This window comes from Vibrio sp. Vb1166 (assembly GCF_033338695.1).
GTDB classification, from domain to species: domain Bacteria; phylum Pseudomonadota; class Gammaproteobacteria; order Enterobacterales; family Vibrionaceae; genus Vibrio; species Vibrio alginolyticus.
On record NZ_JAWOTE010000001.1, the window covers coordinates 295,790 to 314,872 of the forward strand.

Consider the following 19,083-nt stretch of genomic DNA (forward strand, 5'->3'; position numbering starts at 1 on the left):
GCACGCACTACGCTGATTGTCTGTGTTTTCGTGTTGACAGTTTGGTACTAGGTAAAAATCAACAAGACTATGATTTCAAGGAACATTTTATGTTAAAGAAACTACTAAGTTGTTGTATCACCTCCGCGCTCTGTTTTCATTCTTCTCTCGCTTTTTCGCAACCCAATGAGATTGCGGACAGTACAGAGTTACAACAAGCTCCCGACACATTGCCTGCCACTTTGATGCTTGCACCGGACGACATCGCCATTGCAGATCGCTATATTGTGGTATTTCAACAGCCGCAAATGATGGTGAGCAATTCAACGGAATTCGAGCAATTCACGCAACAATCCGTAGACCGCATGTCTGGTTTGTATTCGATACAAGTGGAGTCGGTTTTTGACCACTCGATAAGTGGATTTGTCGCTAACTTGAGTCCTGAGCAACTAAAAGATCTGCGTTCTGATCCTCGTGTGGACTACATTGAGCAAGACAGAATCCTATCGCTTGACCCAATAGTCTCGGCAGACGCAAATCAAACCAATGCCATTTGGGGACTAGACCGAATCGACCAACGAAACTTGCCACTCGATAACAACTACAGTGCCAACTTTGATGGGACTGGGGTAACGGCTTATGTTATCGATACTGGTGTGAATAACGCGCATGTTGAGTTCGGTGGTCGCTCAGTTTCAGGGTATGACTTTGTCGATAACGATGCAGATGCAAGTGACTGTAATGGACACGGCACACACGTAGCTGGCACCATTGGCGGCAGCTTGTATGGTGTTGCGAAAAACGTCAACCTTGTCGGCGTGAGAGTATTGAGCTGTACTGGATCGGGTTCTACTTCTGGTGTTATTGCCGGTGTGGACTGGGTGGCTGCGAACGCTTCCGGACCTTCAGTCGCCAACATGAGTTTAGGCGGCGGCCAATCCGTCGCTCTGGATAGTGCGGTGCAAAGTGCGGTTCAGTCAGGTGTCAGCTTTATGCTTGCAGCAGGTAACTCCAACGCCGATGCATGTAACTATTCTCCAGCACGCGTTGCTTCCGGAGTAACTGTCGGCTCGACCACCAACACGGACGTACGTTCGAGTTTTTCAAACTGGGGCAGTTGTGTGGATGTATTTGCGCCAGGTTCACAAATCAAATCTGCATGGTATGACGGTGGCTACAAAACCATTAGTGGCACTTCGATGGCGACGCCACATGTGGCGGGTGTAGCAGCATTGTATCTTCAAGAAAACCGTTCACTGTCTCCAAGCCAAGTAGAGGCCTTGATCGTTAGCCGCGCAACTAGCGGAAAAGTGACGGACACAAGAGGCAGCGTGAACAAGCTACTTTATAGCTTAACGGATACAGATTGTGGCCAAGACTGCGGTGGCCCAGATCCAACACCGGACCCAGAAGGCAAATTAACCTCGGGCGTGCCAGTAAGTGGTTTAAGTGGTTCAACTGGTCAAGTAGCGTATTACTATGTTGATGTAGAAGCTGGGCAGCGCTTAACCGTACAAATGTATGGTGGAAGTGGTGATGCGGATTTGTATCTCCGTTTTGGAGCAAAACCAGCACTGAATGCATGGGACTGCCGACCTTTCAAATACGGTAACAATGAAACATGTACGGTCAGTGCGACACAAAGTGGACGTTATCACGTCATGATTCAAGGTTACTCAAACTATAGCGGTGTCAGCATTCAAGCGAGCTACTAGTTATTCTTCTCGTTACTAAAAGAGAGCAAAGCCCGCTTTTCGGTGGGCTTTTCTTTTGGGAATACTGTGCTTAGGGATTACTGAGTTTCATAGGAGACGTTATTCAAACGCATCGGTCTTTTGCTTCAAGAATTCGATGAGAGTGCGAACTCGAAGCGGCATCGAAGCTTTCTATTAGTTAGTAGTACTCGCATAAGTCGGGTTCCTCAAAGAAAAAAGCCCTTTACATAAGTAAAAGGCATTTTTATTTTAGATTTTGATTAACGAGCTATAAGACCAACCCACCGTCAATCTTGAGCACTTGGCCTGTAATGTAGGCGCTCTTGTCTGAGGTTAGGAAAGAGACGCCATTGGCAATATCTTGAACTGAGCCCATGCGCCCTAATGGGGTTTTGCCTTCCATCATTTGAATGACTTTCTCTGGCAGGTTCTTGGTCATATCGGTGGCGATAAAGCCTGGCGCGACACAGTTGACGCGTATCTGTGCACCCTTTCTTGAAAGTTCTTTCGCCCAACCTTTGCTCATTGAGATGACGCCGCCTTTACTTGCGCCATAGTTGCTCTGGCCGATGTTACCATCCGTTCCCACTATAGAAGAAATGCTAACAATACTACCTGCACCCTGCTCTAGCATGACAGGAGCAACACGTTGGGTGAGTAAGAACACCGCTTTCAGGTTCACGTCGATCACGCTGTCCCAGTCTTGCTCTAACATGTCTGGCAACAGTGCATCTCGAGTGATGCCTGCGTTGTTAACCAGAGCATCGATTCTTCCGTGCTGCTCTACAACACTTTCTACTACTTCACTTACGGCTTCGGCATCACACAAGTTGACTTGATAACTGCTTAGCTGCGCCGACTGACTCCATTCCACGGGAGATATGTCTAGCCCGATTACGTGGAATCCATCCTCCAGTAATTGCTCACAAATCGCTTGGCCAATACCACGAGCCGCACCAGTGACTACTGCTACTTTTTCCGGTTTCATCTTGGTCTTCCTTAAATGTTGAGATTACAAATTCGCTTGTATCCCTAGCGTTTTTTGTTTTTATGCCTAGTCGCGTTACAGCTGCGCTTCTCATACGCAGGGTCTTTTATATCTTATAAAAACTATAGAAACAGTCTGGGAGTCGGATGTGAACTAATCAAGGCAACTTGATGACTATGGCAAGATCAACGTAAGAAAGTGTGTTGGAAGGCGCAAAGTTACGCGATTGGAGGACTTGGATAGAAAAGTATTGGTCTGATTAATCAAATACTACTTCATCAGACCAATATTACTTGTCTCTTAATCTCTTACAAAAGTTGGTTTTGTTACTTTCACCAGAAAAGGCTGAAGCAAGAGATTAAACAACATGCCAGCAATAAACAGGGTGATCACAATACTCGCACCACTCGGTAAGTCATAGCGAGCCGATGCGGCAATACCCGATAAGATCCCAACAATACCAATGCTGATACTGGCGACAAAGAATCGAGTTCCCTTCAATGCTGCCGCACATAAAGCTGGAATCACCAACAAAGCAAATTCTAAATAAATGCCGGTTAACTTGACCGTAATGGGCATCAGAATAGCAAAGATCAGATAAAAACCACTACCGCGCATAAACGCAGGTTTTAACCAAACCAATAGCAACATCGCAGCGGTAATGAGTGCCAAAGGCCAAACGTCTGCCCAAGTCGCCCATAACAATTGCCCATTAAGAATGCCTTGAATAAAGTCTCCGCCGTGTGGGTCTTTACTCACTAGCAGGATCGCCAGCGATGCAGACACAACAAACAAGCTGCCAATCATAGGCTCTAAATGTTGCTGGTATCGTTTCTCCATTAAGGCAATCAAACCGCAAAGCATCAAAGACATCACCCAAGGGCCAATCATTTCGCCAAAGAATGAGCCTGAGAACAGCGCGTATTGGCTTAACCAGTAGTGGCTTAGTGCGGCCCCCAATGCCGCGACTTGCGCCACCGCCAAATCTATAAAGATGATCTGACGATTAAGAACTTGTTGCCCCAGAACGATGTTGCCAACCAACGCAATTAAACCACACAAAACCGCAGGTAAAAGCCATGCATAATCCGCCATACTTAGATCTTCACAGGAACGGGCGGCACTAACACATCCAGTAAATCATCAATGACCTGATCGTACATCCCATCCAAGCTTTCACCCTCAGAAACGGTCAATGGCAGTTGAATCACAGGTTTGTCAGTATGATCTTGCAACCAGTTCGCTGGACGCTGATCCTGATGAGAAGAGTAAACAATCGCATCAAAACTGTCAGCATCTAACTTGGTAAGTGATTGCAGGTGAGATGTGGTCGGTGAAATGCCCGGTTTAGGTTCGAGATCGGCAATCTGCTTCATTCCGAGCCAATCGTACAAATAACGATACGTCGCGTGATAACCGACAACTTGCTTACCCTTTAAAGCAGCCCCTTTCTCATTCCATTCTTTAAGCTTTTTACGCCAATGAGCACGAAACTTCATACCATTCACTTGGTAACTTGGTGCGTTGTCGGGATCAATCGCTTTTAGGCGCTCCGTGACTTTACGAGATAATGGAATCATGTCATTTGCCGCAAATTGAACATGTGGGTTACCGTGAGCGTGTATATCTCCCATGCTACGGTCAACGTGAGCATGAGTATCTAACATGCGCACGAAGTCCGTCGCGTAGATCATGCTCGGCGCACCATTTTGCACCGCCGCATTGCTGCTACGAACTTGCAGCATAGGTAACCACCCCACCTCTAGTTCTGCGCCCGAACACATTGCCATGTCCGCTTGGCGCATCTTCGCAATCAAAGAAGGGCGAGCTTGTACGTAATGTGGGTCTTGCTTAGCCGTTGTCGCTGAATAAATACTGGCATCTGGCGCGTGGCTTTCAAGAAAGGCTTTCCATTCTGGCTCACAAACGAAGATGTTGAGAGCCAAAGCAGGCGAAGAGATGATGGCAGCTCCTGCCGCCATCATCACCAAACTGCATTTATTCAATGTCAGCTTAGAATGCATGAGCACCGTGCGCTCCAAATGTCATCACATATTGCAGAGTGAACACGTTGTCTGTCTCGCTGTCTTGGTTATCAATGCGAGTGTATTGCGCACGGATAGTACCGAAATGAGAAGAATCCCATGCGATCATCGCATCCATTTCTTTATCATTCAGCTCAGTGAAATGCATGTGGTCACCGTGTGCATGACCATCGTAGCTTTCTGCTTCGCCGTAACGTAGACCTGCTGACCAGCTTGGGTTGAAGCGATAAACGCCCGAAACATAGTAAGCGCTTAAGTTGTCTGGTGACTCTGCATCGTTTTTATATTTGCTGTCTACCACACCGTCTAACAGCATGTATTCAGCCGATAGCGTGAAGTTGCTGTATTTGTAATTACCGTCTGGTGCCCATTTCCAAACAAAATCAGCCCCGTAAAGGTTCGCACCTGTCACTGCTGCGCCATGATGGTGATGGTGATCGTGATCATGCTCTTCTTCATGACCGTGGTCGTGATCTTCGAACTCTTTAACCTTGCCGTTTTCGTTGCGCAGGTAACTTAAACCAAACTGCCAACTTGAAGATTCGGAGAAGTCATTCCCAAGCTTCAGCGTCGTGGTGTACACGCCAACTTCAGAACCATCTTCGACAGAAGACATTTTGCTACCACTAAGCGCTTCTACACCAAATTTTACGTAAAGGTCGGTTGGCAACACGATGTTTGCACGTACACCATCATCGTAGTAGTGCGAGCCAAGGAAAGTACGATAAGCAATTGGACGCTCGACAAAGCTATCGGTGTGCATGTGTTGGTTATTCAGATAACCAAAGTCAGATAGGAATCGGCCAGCGCGCACATTTACACCATATGGCAATGCCAAAGTTTCGATGAATGCCTCTTCAAGCTCTAATTCTGTCTCATCACCGTGACTTTCAAGAACCGCGGTCAATGCGCCGTAAAACTTGTCGTCGATATTCGATGAGAAGTTTAATTCCGTATGGCCTAGACCAAAGCCTTCTTCGCGCTCAGAATTATGACGTTGGCCATCTTGGTAGTAGCCATCAACAACAACACCAATCTGTGGGTTCGATAGTGTGTCGGCAAAAACAGGGGATGCAAAAATGCTACCGATCACGAGAGACACCAATTTCTTATTCACTACTTTTTCCTTTTTGTTATGTTATAACATTTAATTTTGCGATGTTATAATATAACAATTCTCATTACACAAGCAGAAATTTAAATTAGGTTCCGATTTCATGTTCGTACTCAATCCATGAATTAGGCTATCAACAAATGAATCAATTGATGTTTTTTAAACGTATACTAATGAGAATTAGTAATTAAATAAGTAACGGAATTTCAATATGTTGAATATGGATTTTTCAAAAAGAATCGTGATAGATACTGCTCAACAGGAATGGATCGCCAGCCCTTCCAAAGGTGTGTGGCGCAAACCTTTGGAACGAGAAGCCAAAGAATCAGGGCATACCACCAGCGTCGTTAAATACGAGCCAAATTCGCAGTTTTCGACTCATCCTCACCCTCAAGGAGAAGAAATATTGGTGCTCGAGGGAGTATTCTCTGACGAATACGGTGACTACCCTGCCGGCACTTACCTTCGTAACCCTCCAGGAAGTCAACACGCACCATTTAGCGAAGAAGGCTGTGTGATTTTAGTTAAACTAAATCAGTTCGAATCTGAGGATCTTGAAACAGTTCGCATTAATACAAACCAAGCGAGCTGGCAGAGTGGTGTCGGTGGGTTGCAAGTCATGCCTCTACATAATTTTGAGCACGAACATGTCGCGTTGGTTAAATGGCCAAAAGGTGAGAAATTTCAACCACACCGTCACTTTGGTGGTGAAGAGATTTTCGTATTGTCAGGAGAGTTTAGAGACGAGCTAGGTACCTATCCCGCTCTCTCTTGGATCCGAAGCCCACATATGAGCGAGCATTTTCCTTTTGTAGAGCAAGAAACGATCATTTGGGTAAAAACTGGTCACCTGCCGCTCCAAGCTCCTGCTCAGCACTCCTAATGTTTGCAAACTTGGCATCGTCCATTGGAACTAAAATCGGCCCGCAATTTACGAGCCGATGATCATTTCGTTACTAAGAACCCATTATTCGCGAGTGGAGCCAGTCTTTGAGCTCAGCCCGGTTATGTTTTAACACGTTCATTTCGTGATCATCAATCGGGCTTCCTTGAAGTTCTAGTACGCGGATTTCCTTATCTAAAGCATTGTAGTTTTTAACGGTTTCAGCAAATGATGCATCGTTTTCGGTAAGCTGAGTAATGGTATCCAAATGTTCTGGGAATTCATGAGTTAATGAGTGATTTTCACCTAACATAGAGACCTCTTGGCTATTATTTGAGTACAAAACAGTGCCTAATTTTTGAGCACCACATGTATAACCGTAGCATCTAATGAGACGTTAATTCGTCGCACCGTCCACAAAAAGAACAACAAAGTTATTTTCAATTTTTCCTAGAAAGTGTTTTCTTTTTAGTCTCAATAGTCGAATGCAAAAGATGCCACTATGATCGTTCTATAATAACCCTCAACAATGAGAGCGATCATGCGAAAGACAATTCTAGTTACTGGATCTACTGACGGTATTGGTTTAGAAACCGCGAAAATGTTAATTAACCGTGAACAACACGTAATAATCCATGGCCGGAATATAGAGAAAATTCAACAAGTTGAGCAAATTTTGAGGGAGATGAAAAGTGGTAAAGTTGAAAGCCTTGTTGCTGATTTATCCTCTCCCAATGCGGTAAAACAGATAGTGATGGAGATAACAGAACGGTTCAATCGTTTAGACGTCATCATTAACAATGCTGGTGTGTACGCAACACCAAATCCAAGAACTAAAGAGGGTCTTGATGTACGCTTCGCAGTCAACACCATTGCTCCCTACTTACTCACTAGAGAGCTATTGCCGTTGCTCGGTGATACGGGTCGTGTGGTTAATTTGTCTTCAGCTGCACAAACAACAGTAAACACTAGCGCTTTAGTCGGTAATAAACCATTGTCAGATGGCGAAGCATATGCCCAAAGCAAATTGGCATTAACGATGTGGTCACGAGCAATCGGACTAAAGCTTAAGAACACTGGCCCTATGTTGGTATCAGTAAACCCAAAATCATTCCTAGGTAGTAAGATGGTTAAAGATGCTTATGGGGTTGCTGGTGGTGATATCCGCTTAGGAGCAGATATTCTAACTCGCGCTGCGCTATCAGAAGAGTTTGCTCAAGCGCATGGTATGTACTTCGATAATGACATTGAAGCATTCGCGCCCCCACACCCTGATGCATTAGATCAGAGCAAAACACAGCAGATAATTGATAGTATTGAATTAATCCTAAGCAAACTCTATTAATAACAATTAAGAATTATCTTGAGGTTCGTTTTTATTCGGACCTTAAAAACAATGTATTCGATAATTGAAACTTATTATCACTTTTCCGCAAACTCCCAATAAGGTGGCGTGCCATAGTATTCAGCAAAGTAATCAATAAAAGCACGCACCTTAGGCGCAATTAAACGAGAGCTTGGGTACACAGCCCAAATCCCAGCATCCATCGCTAAAGGGTGATCTTCGAGTACTTCCACTAGCTGACCACTTTGTAATTCTTGATAAACACTCCAAACCGAGTTGATAGAAATACCTAACCCGTTTACCGTCGCGTCTCTCATCGCATCACCATTATCGGTTTTAAAACGACCAGAAGTTCTTACATTGAACATTCCATCTTTTGTATTGAATGACCAATTATTCATTCCAACTAAGTTAATACATTCATGATTCGCCAAGTCTTGGGGCTTGTTAGGTCTCCCAAATTGTTCAATATAATCTGGTGATGCAACGATAATACGACGATCTGGCGCAAGCTTTCTTGCAACCAATGAAGAATCTTTCAACTCAGCGACACGAATGGCGACATCAAAACCTCCCTCAACCAGATCAATAATGGAATCAGAAAATCGGCAGTCCACGGTTAACCCTGGGTAACGCGCCATAAAACCTTTTAATGCGGGCACAATATGCAAGCGACCAAAAGTTGCAGAGGCGGTTATACGTAATACTCCCGTTGGCGCACTCTGCCCTGAGCCAACAGCTCCCCTTGCTGCCTCCACTGTTGCAAGGACCTCCTCCGCGTGAGGTAAAAAAGCCTGCCCCTCTTCAGTTAAGGAAACTTTGCGTGTGGTGCGATGAACTAAACGAACTCCTAAGCTGTCCTCAAGTTTATTGATGTGTGCGCTAGCGACAGCAGGAGAAAGTCCAAGCTCCTGACCAGCCATGCTGATGTTGTGTGTCGAAGCCAAACGGACAAATAGCTTTACATGATCGATGTTCATTTAATTTTCAATTATTTGTAAAAAATCACCATATAGAGCTTAGCATTTTCTTCCTTACGGATAGTAAATAAATACTCCAATTAGAAAAAGCTGATGGGCAGATAGAAGTCCAGCTCAAACGCCTCATCATGGCTAAGGAAATGGTTTTTCTGATAGTGAACATAAGCGGGTGTAGAACGCTGCTTAAAGCCTGAATTCGGCAACCACTTCTCTAACACCATACTCAATTGAGGAAGAAGCTCTCCATATACGCCTGTTAAGCGAAAAACAGCATGCAAACCACCCGGAATCGTCATTTGATTCACGACACCGCGTACTTTAAGCGGCTTATCAATCGCCATACAAGCCACATAGCGACACTTATCTAGCTCGACCCAAGCGGGGTTGGAGTGATGCAAACCATATTGAACCGAAAAGTCCCGATTCTCAGAGCTTGCCCACGCCTTCAAAATCAGCCACGCATTGCGAATGGAACGGCTATAACCCTCATGCCGCACATAAGCCGCAAAGCGTTGTGGAACCTCCATAATTTTAGGTTCTGGCAACTCGCGTTTAGCAACCCGATGATAACCCGCAGCCACTTCCGGATCTTTTAGATACGGCTTTTCTGCGACTTGTAAATCATGCTTTCGCCACGCACCAGGAGACATAGCGAACGTTGCTTTAAACGCTCGGCTAAAAGAAGATACCGAGCTAAAGCCGCACTTGTTAGCAATGTCTAACACCGATGAGCTGGTATCAAACATCAGTTGATTGGCGGCGTATTCCATTCTTGTTCGACGGATATATTGATGGACAGACTCCCCTACCACATCTTTAAAAATACGATGGAAGTGCTGTTCAGAATAGGCTGCTACATCTGCTAGCTCTTTAGCCGATAAATCTCTGCTAATGTCCTGGTGAATGTAAAACAGCACGTCATTGATTCTGGAAACTTGTTGATGGCTCACGGAGTAAACTTTCGCTTAAATAGCATAAATGGACATATTTAACAGCATAAATGGACACACCAAGCTTGGCAATTTACCTATACTATTTCTGACATAAAAAAAGACAATTACGAGAAGCACAGCACATGGAAATCGCACAGTCATTACAACAAACTAAGTCATCCTACATCCGAGAGATCCTCGCAGCAGCGAGCGATAAGAACGTCATTTCTCTTGCAGGTGGCTTGCCGGACGAAAAAACCTTCCCGATCGACTTAATGAAACCGACGCTCGAAAACCTCGCTAATATGCCAGAGGTGTTTCAATATGGCGCAACAGCAGGCTACGCCCCGCTACTTAACTTTTTGACCGATTATTACCAGCTGCCGGAATCTCATTTGGCTATGATCACAACGGGCTCTCAGCAAGGGCTAGATTTGATTGCGCGTGCGTACGTAAATCCGGGCGATAAAGTGGTGATGGAAGCACCGAGCTACCTTGGTGCTATGCAAGTATTCGGTCTAGTGCAAGCCAACATCGTGACCGTTTCACAAACCGAGTGTGGCCCAAACCTTGAAGAACTCGAACAGTGCTTTGCCACGCAGCAACCAAAAATGTTCTACGCCGTACCCGATTTTCACAACCCAACGGGCGTATGCTGGGCGCTAGAGACTCGCCAAAAAGTTGCCGAGCTTTGTATACAATACGACGTGGCGTTCATTGAAGACGCACCATACCGCGAGCTGCGTTTTTCTGGTGAAGCGCTTCCACTGGTTTCGGACTTCTGCCCACAGCACTCCATCGTATTGCGCTCTTTCTCCAAAATAGCTTCACCAGGCTTGCGTATTGGTGTAGTTACGGGCAAGAGTAGCTACCTTGAGCCACTCATCAAAATTAAACAAGGTGCCGATCTGCACTCTAGTATTCCTATGCAAGCTTTGCTGCATGGCCTGCTCCAACATGACAACTTCGAAACGCACATTTCAACCATCTGTGCGCTTTACAAATCACGTTACGATGTCATGTTTGCTGAACTACAAAAACAGCTGCCAGAAAGTTGCGTACTCAAACCCGTCGATGGTGGTATGTTCGTTTGGGTCGAGATTCCAGAATGTGACACCTTCGAACTGGCGAAAAACCTTCTCGCAAACTGGGTTGCTGTAGTGCCTAGCCCGGTCTTTTATCCAGAAGGTTCAAAGGTAAAAGCCGCTCTGCGTCTTAACTTTACCAATGCCACACCAGAAGAACTGACGACAGCTGTCTCTCGACTCGCGGATGTCCTCAACACGTTGTAATTGAACGCGAGTGTAAGAACCTGCCTTTGAGATTCAAAAAAAGTCTCAAAGGCAGCATCAAAAAAGTTCCCCAAAAAAATTTATATTTTTCCTTCAAATCAACTCTCTACAGTAAGTGCCTGTTTTCTCTTGAACCTCTCACTCATATAAAAATGAGAACTCAATCACGTATTTGATGGTTAGAAAAGTTACGTCTATCTTTCAGTCAAAGACATCAACTTCGCAGCGTTAATGCTCTCAATTTCAGACACTTTATCAATCGTGGCTTAGCGGTTGATAAACGACTAAAAAAGCATCTGTGGGCATACCCACTACGAAGGGTTGACCAGAACCATTCTGAATGTCGCGAGCCAATCTTTTGATTGGCAATTACGTCAGTGAATCGCACCAAATGACAGAGGGGTTATCAGGATGAATACTCGAACCACGACAGGACTCGTCACCATCGGCTGGTCCGTTACACTTTCACTTTTTACCGCATTCGCCGTGTATGCCAATACGTCGCCAAACTGTAGTGACGTATTAGCGGGCAACACAACTGCCGCATCGCAAAAAATGATGGTTTTATTGGGCGAAGACATCACCAAATCCAACCGTATCACTACGGTGATTCCAGCCGAAAACAATCCATTTGTGACCGAAGAACTGGTTTCGGTTTCTAACGACGTATCGCCAAACGGTCGTCTTTCACAAAAGAGTTTGGAAGAGATTCGGAAAGTCCGCTCAAATCTAGAGAAAGCAGCACAGGAAGTAAGCCGATTACAGGGCACTTTTGAAGTGGCTTTCATCAGTTTGATTGATGGTTACTGCCAATTTTCTAATCATAAACGTACTCAACATGCCAAAATCGACTTTGACCATTTGGAAGGCCTCACTTTGTATTCAATCCCCGCTTTAATAGCAATGGTCGATCAGTCGTACTACATGGCAAAGAATCGAATCGCTAATGAGCAGAAACAGTTAAGCGACATTGAAAAAGAGAAACAGAGGCAGAAACAGCAAGCAACCGCGGCTGCAGCCGCTCGTTACCAAGACGGTAACGTACTCGTAAGAGTCGAGAACTTTGATGGCGCTAATGTGACATTTTCCGTTACTAACATTGGTTCACAAGGATCATTGCAACCAAATTTCAACTCGTTTAATGCATATCGCACAGAAAGTGGAGAATTAATCTACAAGTCAGAATCTTTATTACACCTGGCGGATACTGCAGGTAACACACTTGAAACAATGGGTATCGCTGAGCTCTCATCACAAGGTGGAAGTGACATATCGATCTCTCCTGGAGAAACCCGAAAATTCGTTACTAGCATTGCTTCAGAAGTCGCGCCACATACACAGTTGAGCTTAGAGTTTCCAGCCAAAGTACTTAATACCGAGCGAGACTTTACGTTGTCGTTTTCTGATACATCAGCGGTGGCGACAGCAAACGTCAATTAACGCAAAGTCGCCAGTATTTGTAGAACGCATCAAAGACAGGCGAGCAGCGCCTGTCTTTCAATTATGAGCAAGAAAATCGCTACTGTTTGCACTTGTAAGCATTTGCAAACATCGTCACTGACGTAGAAAAGCTCAACGGTTGATACAAGTACAAGGTATCTGCGCCTAAATCCGCCGCCTTGATGCGCATTTGGTTTAGCGTCCCCCAAACCATGTCTTTATCTGCGTGAAACCAGTAGTCGTAAAAGTGTCCTTCTGAGCCGATCACGGTACCCATTAGTTCACAGTTTTCAATCGCATTCACATTGTCCCAAAGCACCTGTACTTGCTCAGATTCTTGAGTTGGGGACGTCACACATCCCGTTAATGATGCCGCTAACGCGAGAGTCATCACTCGCTTTTTCATACTTATATCGCCAAAATTTTTCATAGATGGCAGATTTTATGAATGGCTGATGTGATGACTAGCAAAAACTTTTTATCGCGTGTTCAAGCAGAATTAATGGACAACGGAAAAGATCCAAAAGGTGATCATGCAGCTAGCGAGCAAAAGCCTAATCACTCAGACCTAGCAATAAAGCTGTATCTGAGATACAACAGTAACGATTAAATAGCCGCGAGGGATAGAGTTTGGTTGCTAAAAATAAGCTAATTCGCTACACAGCTACGGAAGTCGCTGATGCATTTGACAAAGAAGATGAGCTCATTAAACAAGTTCAGTCCAACCAACTCTCGCAAGTGCTATTGCTTTGGCAAGTAAAAAGTCCAACGCTCGTGCTTCCCGCGGGTAAGAAATGGCCAGTGTCTAATGAGTTAGAACATGCGTTAAATACGTCTGGCTGGAAGCTCTTTTCTCGTAAAACCGGTGGTGCCCCAGTCCCTCAGGTGCCAGGTATTATCAATCTATCCCACATTTACCACTGGCCAGAAGGCGAGCCTTACAACATCAAAAAAGCGTATCTCGATTTATGTGCAATATTAACGGTTTTCTTTAAACAGCTCGGCGTGAAAGTGGATGTTCATGCTACGCCTTATTCCTACTGCGATGGCGAGTACAACCTCAACATTGGCGGGCAAAAAGTCGTGGGAACCGCGCAGCGTGTTTTACTTAAAAAAGGCGGCGGACAAGTGGTATTGTCACAAGCATGCATTCTGATTGATGCCGACGTCGAGAAGATTGTCGAACCAGTACGAATGTGTAATCAGCTTTGCGGTCACAGCGATGATATTCGTGGTGATGTCCACACACCGCTCTTCCATCATGTATCCGACCGCCCATCGGTAGATTCGCTCTTTCAGCAATTGACGAGTGCGTTTTTAACGCATGCAAAAGCGGAGTAATGAAAGGAGCAAGCCTCCCCCACACTCCGAACAGCATTTGATAAACTAAAACTGCATACCGTGATAGCGATGTAAGAATGGGCATCGCCAACGTAAAACCATTCAATCGATCGACCAAACCAGTTATCAGTTTTGCCTGCCAAAAAGAAATGAGATCCAGTTCAAATATTTATCCATGACGGAATTAGTTGAAGCCTGCGCGTAAAAGCCTCAGAATGTCGCACTTTTCGCACCGATTTGTTTTCGGCGCGTTGTTATCTAACTCTACAATTGAGAATCATACATATGGGTTTTACCTCGTTAGGTCTATCTGCTCCAATCCTTAAAGCTATTCAAGAGAAAGGCTACGACACCCCTTCGCCAATTCAGGCAAAAGCAATTCCTGCTATTTTGGAAGGGAAAGACGTAATGGCAGCAGCGCAGACTGGTACAGGTAAAACTGCAGGCTTTACGCTACCGATTCTTGAGCGTTTATCGAACGGCCCTCGCGTTCGTGCTAACCAAGTTCGAGCACTGATCCTAACGCCAACACGTGAGCTTGCAGCTCAGGTGCAAGAAAACGTGTTTATGTACGGCCGTCATCTTCCACTAAGCAGTGCGGTTGTTTTTGGTGGTGTGAAGATCAACCCGCAAATGCTGCGTCTTCGCAAAGGTGCGGATGTGTTGGTAGCAACACCAGGCCGCCTGATGGATTTGTACAACCAAAATGCAGTGAAGTTCGACCAACTAGAAGTTCTGGTACTGGATGAAGCTGACCGCATGTTGGATATGGGCTTTATCCGTGACATTCGTAAGATCCTAGCTCTGCTACCAAAACAACGTCAGAACCTACTGTTCTCGGCGACTTTCTCGGATGAGATCCGCGATCTTGCGAAAGGCTTGGTGAACAACCCGGTTGAGATTTCAGTGAACCCGGCAAACTCGACGGCGAGAACGGTTGAGCAAAGCATCTACCCAGCAGACGTGAAGAAAAAAGCACCGATGTTGGTTAAATTGATCAAAGACGGCGATTGGAAGCAAGTGCTGGTGTTTACGAAAACGAAACACGGCGCAAACCGTCTAGCGAAGTTCCTGATCGAACAAAATCTACCGGCTGCTGCCATCCACGGCAACAAGAGCCAAGGCGCACGTACCAAAGCACTGGCGGATTTCAAATCGGGTGAAATTCGTGTTTTGGTCGCGACGGACATTGCTGCGCGCGGTATTGATATTCCGCAATTACCGCAAGTGGTGAACTTTGAGCTACCGAAAGTGGCAGAAGACTACGTTCACCGTATTGGTCGTACTGGCCGCGCGGGCGAAGTAGGTAAAGCGATTTCACTGGTGTGTGCGCTAGAAGCATCTGAGTTGTTTGCGATTGAACGTTTGATTCAAGAAGTACTACCACGTAAAGAGTTGGAAGGTTTTGCGCCAACCAATGTGGTGCCAGAATCTAAACTGGATACTCGCCCAATCAAACCGAAAAAACCTAAGAAGCCGAAAAAACCAAAAGCGCCAAATGCTGCAAGTGAAAACGCCCCAGCAGCCGAAAAGAAAGCAGGCAATGGTGCAAACAAACCTAAACGTCGCTTCAACGGTGGTAACAACGGCAACAAAAACAGCACCAACCAAGGCGGTGCGGGCAAGCCTAAAGGCAACCGTGAAGGCCAAGGTCGTGCAAACAGCAAACCAGATGACCGCAAACCTAACGGCAACAAGCCAAATGGCAATAAACCGAATGGAAATAAACCAAACGGTAATAAGAGTGGCAACGCTGGTAAACCGTCAGGTAACCGCAAGCCAAACAATGCTAAACCTGCAGGAAACAAACCGTCAGGTCAGCGCCGTAAACCTCGTCCGCAGGCGGCAAACTAACCTGTAAACGGCCCCCGATAGCAAATACAACAAAGCCGCTGATAATCTCAGCGGCTTTGTTTTTCTTAGAACACAGTTTTTAGAACGCAGCTTTGTTAAAACAGCCTACATTAAAGGTGTGATTCGAATATCTGCGATTTGCGCTTCGTTTTTTTCACCCTCAATACCACCAGCGTAAATGTAGGTTTCATTCGATTTGAGGTAACTCATATTGAAGTGGTCCTTCAGCGCGATCTGATAGGTTTTCCCCTGCTCCAACGTCACTTCAATTGGCGTTGAGTAACGCATACCTTGGTTTTCACCAATATGGCCCATCTGCAAGTAACCTTGACCAACCACTTTACCTGCATCATCCAATACCTCTAACAATTTCACGGTGTTCGTGATGCCAGTATTAAGTTGCCCCAGGTTATTGTTGTACCAAGCATCGAACTGGTAAGTGCCCGTTACAGGAGCTGTAAACGACTCTGCACCTTTTACGATGGCACTCTCTTTGCTCACCGTAACCACTGAGACATTGTCTTTGAGTGGCTGATATTCGCCATCAAGTTTGATGCGGATCTCTTCACCGACACAAACTGGTTGGCTCGGATTAGAGCGGAAACCTTTATCGTTAATGCTTTCAGCCAAATAACACGCAAAACCTGTTGGCGTATCGGAATAAGATTGAGCAATCACGTTCTTTTGAATCAGCTCGCCATTGCGATACAAGTTCACGTTGTACTTGCTCATCACGTCAATCGAAACCGAATTATCAACGCTTTTTACCACCAATGTTGGCTCTTGCGGAGAATAAACGCGGCTATCTTCACTCACATACGGTTTCACCCCAGAAACTAAAGTAATGCTGCTATCTACATTCACAAGCGCGCCCAGTGTCACGTGGAAATGCCCCTCTTCGTCCATCGTGACATTTTCAACTGGGTAGTAACCTGTTTCATCTTTGCTTACTTCAGGCAAGTCAATCGTTACCGAGTAGTTCTTTCCTTTGAAGGCAAAGTTTTCCAACGTGATTTGTTCAGACTGAGCCAACAAGTTATTGCGCACCCAACTTGTGATAAATGGCTTCACTTCCAACTTACCTGTTTCGGTATGGATGCCAAATAGGGTCTCTACCACCATGTTCAAGTAGCCACCCACAGACCAAAGCTGACGCTGAGAGTTAATCACTGGGCCATCCAAGCTCGGATCTTCGCCATGATCACTATGGATGATGAATGACTTACCAGAAAGCCACTCTAAGTTTTCCATGTTGGATAAATTGGTCGCTGTACCACGAACCAACGATTGAATGGCATTGTTCGCTGCTGCCACGTTTTGTGTTTGATGCGCGGCGCGCAAGCTGTACGCGGTAACAAATGGCCAAATTGCGCGGTTATGGTACACAGGCACGTCTGGTTGTTGAGGGAAATAAACCGGCACGCCAAACTCACTGTGTGGGTAATTGGCCATGATTTGTTTCGCCTGCGCATCACTTGCCACACCACTGATGATCGCCAGTGCTTCGCCCAACATGTCATATTTGTCGACCGCGATGTCTTTGCCATTATCAAACAAATAACTTACGTACATACCGCGTTCGGCATTCCAAAACTGCTCGTTGATAGCGGTTTTTAGCTGTGCAGCCCACTCGGTGTATTTGACCGCGTTGGTTGAATCGTACTTCTCTGCCAACTTAGCCGCGAGCTGAATCGCGCGGTAGTGAACCACGTTTGTCGATAACGCTTTGCTGCTACCAATCGCATTGACATCGTTTGGCGTCCACGTTGAATACGTTTGCTCACGCCAATCAAGGAATGATTGCTCACCAGTGTATAAACCAGATTTCGCATCAAAAGCCGCCAGGCGATCGGCTTCAAGTGTATTACTGATCGCTTTGTAAGCGCGCTCGGCAAATTGGTTGTACTCTTCTCCATCCAATGCCGAAAGTAAGCGTTCTGCACCAAGCGCCCAAGTCGTGCGGTCGGTACTAATTGGCCAGCTGCCGCCAGTGCCCGTATCTTGCACAATCTGCTCGCCATCGTATTGCTGATCGGTCGTGTCGCGGAAAGCAGACAATTTGAAATTCAAACCATTCTGCACGCGAGTTGGATTCATCAATGCAAGCGAAAGGTCTGCTGCGTACGCCAAATCACGCGTCCACACGTAATGCCACTTCGCGCCCGTCTCAAAAACTTCCGCTTTGATTGGGTTGTTGTAGTTGTAATTGCCGTCTTTGATTTCAGAAACAGCAAGCTGGTCTAGCTCTTTCATCGTCAACGCAAACAACGCATCAAACGCGACATCATCCGACACCACTCGCGGCCCTGTTTGTTCATTAATCACTAAGCCTTGGTCGAGCGCATCACGCAATTCTGTCGTCGTTGAAATACCAAATTCACGCAGTTCAGCTTTAGGATCTTTCACCGAGAAAATCACGGTATCACTCGAGTCATCGTAATTGGCGAACAGTTTCACTTCTCTGCTCTGATGCCCTTGATGCACCATTGCAGGGTCGAGAATCGCATCAGAGTAGTATTTTTCCGCTTCTTCTTGCGTTGCTTTCGTCACAGTCATTGTCGCGCGACTTTCATCGGCAAAGCTCACAGAAAACTTGTAATACCCTTTGTCTTCAAACGTGATCTCAGAGTTGCAGTCATCGTTCATACACGCTTCATTCGTGTCTGGTTTTGGCAGGTACTCCTGAGCTTTATCGAACGCCGCGGGCTCCTCAAAGTAGGTGTATTGGATCTGCCAACCCGGATCAGCAATCTTGAACTGATTGCTACCTCGAGCGACGCGCAGTACGGTTTCGTACTCGTTATTACCCAAATAGTTTAGCTTGGCATGCTCTGCCGTGCCCCAATCCCCATTTAAACCACGTAAATATAAGTCGGCTGAAATAATTGGTTTGTCGACTGACACTGGCGCATCAGAGGAATCTGACCCACATCCAGCAAGACCAATACAAGACGCGACAGCAAGCGCAATAAAACTCGGTTTCATGTTCATCCCTTAGATTGTTGTTTTGGCGACAGTCTAAAGAACACCTTTTTGAGGGGAAAATAGGAAGTCAGGAGCGAGCTATAGATAACATCTATACGTCAGACCCCAACAGTGATGTAGATCTATGAAATGCGCATAATTTCAATCAAATGAGATTACAGATTTGTGATTTATAAATGAAATTGTGCAA

The 19,083-nt window shown here is 45.7% G+C and carries 16 protein-coding genes and 1 pseudogene; 7 read left to right on the top strand and 10 right to left on the bottom strand.

Translation table 11 applies throughout. The features are described 5' to 3' along the window. Positions 1-89: 89 nt before the first annotated feature. Positions 90-1,694 carry a S8 family peptidase gene (locus tag R7E51_RS01215; RefSeq protein ID WP_206957466.1) on the top strand — a complete coding sequence of 535 codons (1,605 nt, stop codon included), beginning with the start codon at positions 90-92 and terminating at the stop codon, positions 1,692-1,694. Between the two features lie 268 nt (positions 1,695-1,962). Here the strand turns inward: R7E51_RS01215 and fabG are convergent, their stop codons facing one another. The 4 genes from fabG to R7E51_RS01235 form a co-directional block, all read right to left on the bottom strand. Beyond that, complete coding sequence (gene fabG, locus R7E51_RS01220; protein WP_033906346.1) at positions 1,963-2,682, bottom strand: 3-oxoacyl-ACP reductase FabG; 720 nt, start codon at positions 2,680-2,682, stop codon at positions 1,963-1,965. Positions 2,683-2,982: 300 nt separating this feature from the next. Further along, positions 2,983-3,777 (bottom strand): metal ABC transporter permease, encoded by a 795-nt coding sequence (locus R7E51_RS01225; RefSeq protein WP_206957465.1) that lies wholly within the window; start codon positions 3,775-3,777, stop codon positions 2,983-2,985. A 2-nt stretch (positions 3,778-3,779) separates the two neighbouring features. Then, positions 3,780-4,706 carry a metal ABC transporter solute-binding protein, Zn/Mn family gene (locus tag R7E51_RS01230; RefSeq protein WP_206957464.1) on the bottom strand — a complete coding sequence of 309 codons (927 nt, stop codon included), beginning with the start codon at positions 4,704-4,706 and terminating at the stop codon, positions 3,780-3,782. Beyond that, positions 4,696-5,844, bottom strand: a complete 1,149-nt coding sequence (locus R7E51_RS01235; RefSeq protein ID WP_167416168.1) for a hypothetical protein — start codon at positions 5,842-5,844, stop codon at positions 4,696-4,698. Before R7E51_RS01235 ends, R7E51_RS01230 begins: the two co-directional genes overlap by 11 nt. Before the next feature lie 208 nt (positions 5,845-6,052). Here R7E51_RS01235 and R7E51_RS01240 point away from each other — a divergent pair, with 208 nt between their 5' ends. Next, on the top strand, positions 6,053-6,724 hold the full coding sequence (locus R7E51_RS01240; RefSeq protein WP_005387008.1) for a cupin domain-containing protein: 672 nt from the start codon (positions 6,053-6,055) through the stop codon (positions 6,722-6,724). A 73-nt stretch (positions 6,725-6,797) separates the two neighbouring features. On the opposite strand, the gene R7E51_RS01245 is transcribed toward R7E51_RS01240, so the two are convergent. Beyond that, positions 6,798-7,037 (bottom strand): YdcH family protein, encoded by a 240-nt coding sequence (locus R7E51_RS01245; protein ID WP_005373737.1) that lies wholly within the window; start codon positions 7,035-7,037, stop codon positions 6,798-6,800. 228 nt (positions 7,038-7,265) lie between these two features. On the opposite strand from R7E51_RS01245, the gene R7E51_RS01250 reads away from it, so the two are divergent. Beyond that, positions 7,266-8,069 (top strand): SDR family NAD(P)-dependent oxidoreductase, encoded by an 804-nt coding sequence (locus R7E51_RS01250; RefSeq protein WP_017819837.1) that lies wholly within the window; start codon positions 7,266-7,268, stop codon positions 8,067-8,069. Between the two features lie 77 nt (positions 8,070-8,146). Here the strand turns inward: R7E51_RS01250 and R7E51_RS01255 are convergent, their stop codons facing one another. Both R7E51_RS01255 and R7E51_RS01260 read right to left on the bottom strand, forming a co-directional pair. Then, entirely contained in the window at positions 8,147-9,049 is a 903-nt protein-coding gene (locus R7E51_RS01255) for a LysR family transcriptional regulator (protein WP_017819836.1), read from the bottom strand. 80 nt (positions 9,050-9,129) lie between these two features. Continuing rightward, positions 9,130-9,999: an AraC family transcriptional regulator gene (locus tag R7E51_RS01260; protein ID WP_017819835.1), complete on the bottom strand. Its 870-nt coding sequence runs from the start codon at positions 9,997-9,999 to the stop codon at positions 9,130-9,132. A gap of 125 nt (positions 10,000-10,124) precedes the next feature. Here R7E51_RS01260 and R7E51_RS01265 point away from each other — a divergent pair, with 125 nt between their 5' ends. After that, positions 10,125-11,273, top strand: coding sequence for an aminotransferase-like domain-containing protein (locus R7E51_RS01265; protein ID WP_017819834.1), 1,149 nt, complete (start codon positions 10,125-10,127; stop codon positions 11,271-11,273). A 411-nt stretch (positions 11,274-11,684) separates the two neighbouring features. After that, positions 11,685-12,713 (top strand): hypothetical protein, encoded by a 1,029-nt coding sequence (locus R7E51_RS01270; RefSeq protein ID WP_017819833.1) that lies wholly within the window; start codon positions 11,685-11,687, stop codon positions 12,711-12,713. Positions 12,714-12,792: 79 nt separating this feature from the next. Here the strand turns inward: R7E51_RS01270 and R7E51_RS01275 are convergent, their stop codons facing one another. Beyond that, positions 12,793-13,119: a DUF4156 domain-containing protein gene (locus R7E51_RS01275; RefSeq protein WP_017819832.1), complete on the bottom strand. Its 327-nt coding sequence runs from the start codon at positions 13,117-13,119 to the stop codon at positions 12,793-12,795. A 224-nt stretch (positions 13,120-13,343) separates the two neighbouring features. On the opposite strand from R7E51_RS01275, the gene R7E51_RS01280 reads away from it, so the two are divergent. Beyond that, positions 13,344-14,054, top strand: a complete 711-nt coding sequence (locus R7E51_RS01280; RefSeq protein ID WP_005373753.1) for a lipoate--protein ligase family protein — start codon at positions 13,344-13,346, stop codon at positions 14,052-14,054. Positions 14,055-14,113: 59 nt separating this feature from the next. Here R7E51_RS01280 and R7E51_RS24095 read toward each other — a convergent pair. Further along, positions 14,114-14,191, bottom strand: a pseudogene (locus tag R7E51_RS24095) (VOC family protein); the annotation flags it as partial. A gap of 148 nt (positions 14,192-14,339) precedes the next feature. Between R7E51_RS24095 and R7E51_RS01285 the strand changes: the two are divergent. Further along, the gene (locus tag R7E51_RS01285) at positions 14,340-15,908 is read left to right on the top strand and encodes a DEAD/DEAH box helicase (protein ID WP_171342631.1); all 1,569 of its coding nucleotides are present in this window, start codon (positions 14,340-14,342) and stop codon (positions 15,906-15,908) included. 105 nt (positions 15,909-16,013) lie between these two features. Here the strand turns inward: R7E51_RS01285 and R7E51_RS01290 are convergent, their stop codons facing one another. Next, positions 16,014-18,893 carry an MGH1-like glycoside hydrolase domain-containing protein gene (locus R7E51_RS01290; RefSeq protein WP_017819829.1) on the bottom strand — a complete coding sequence of 960 codons (2,880 nt, stop codon included), beginning with the start codon at positions 18,891-18,893 and terminating at the stop codon, positions 16,014-16,016. Positions 18,894-19,083: the final 190 nt, after the last annotated feature.

Coding starts and splice junctions, on each gene's coding strand:
- R7E51_RS01290 (WP_017819829.1), bottom strand. CDS start 18,893: ATGAAACCGAGTTTTATTGCGCTTGCTGTCGCGTCTTGTATTGGTCTT.
- R7E51_RS01265 (WP_017819834.1), top strand. CDS start 10,125: ATGGAAATCGCACAGTCATTACAACAAACTAAGTCATCCTACATCCGA.
- R7E51_RS01245 (WP_005373737.1), bottom strand. CDS start 7,037: ATGTTAGGTGAAAATCACTCATTAACTCATGAATTCCCAGAACATTTG.
- R7E51_RS01285 (WP_171342631.1), top strand. CDS start 14,340: ATGGGTTTTACCTCGTTAGGTCTATCTGCTCCAATCCTTAAAGCTATT.
- R7E51_RS01275 (WP_017819832.1), bottom strand. CDS start 13,119: ATGAAAAAGCGAGTGATGACTCTCGCGTTAGCGGCATCATTAACGGGA.
- R7E51_RS01255 (WP_017819836.1), bottom strand. CDS start 9,049: ATGAACATCGATCATGTAAAGCTATTTGTCCGTTTGGCTTCGACACAC.
- R7E51_RS01215 (WP_206957466.1), top strand. CDS start 90: ATGTTAAAGAAACTACTAAGTTGTTGTATCACCTCCGCGCTCTGTTTT.
- R7E51_RS01270 (WP_017819833.1), top strand. CDS start 11,685: ATGAATACTCGAACCACGACAGGACTCGTCACCATCGGCTGGTCCGTT.
- R7E51_RS01225 (WP_206957465.1), bottom strand. CDS start 3,777: ATGGCGGATTATGCATGGCTTTTACCTGCGGTTTTGTGTGGTTTAATT.
- fabG (WP_033906346.1), bottom strand. CDS start 2,682: ATGAAACCGGAAAAAGTAGCAGTAGTCACTGGTGCGGCTCGTGGTATT.
- R7E51_RS01230 (WP_206957464.1), bottom strand. CDS start 4,706: ATGCATTCTAAGCTGACATTGAATAAATGCAGTTTGGTGATGATGGCG.
- R7E51_RS01250 (WP_017819837.1), top strand. CDS start 7,266: ATGCGAAAGACAATTCTAGTTACTGGATCTACTGACGGTATTGGTTTA.
- R7E51_RS01240 (WP_005387008.1), top strand. CDS start 6,053: ATGTTGAATATGGATTTTTCAAAAAGAATCGTGATAGATACTGCTCAA.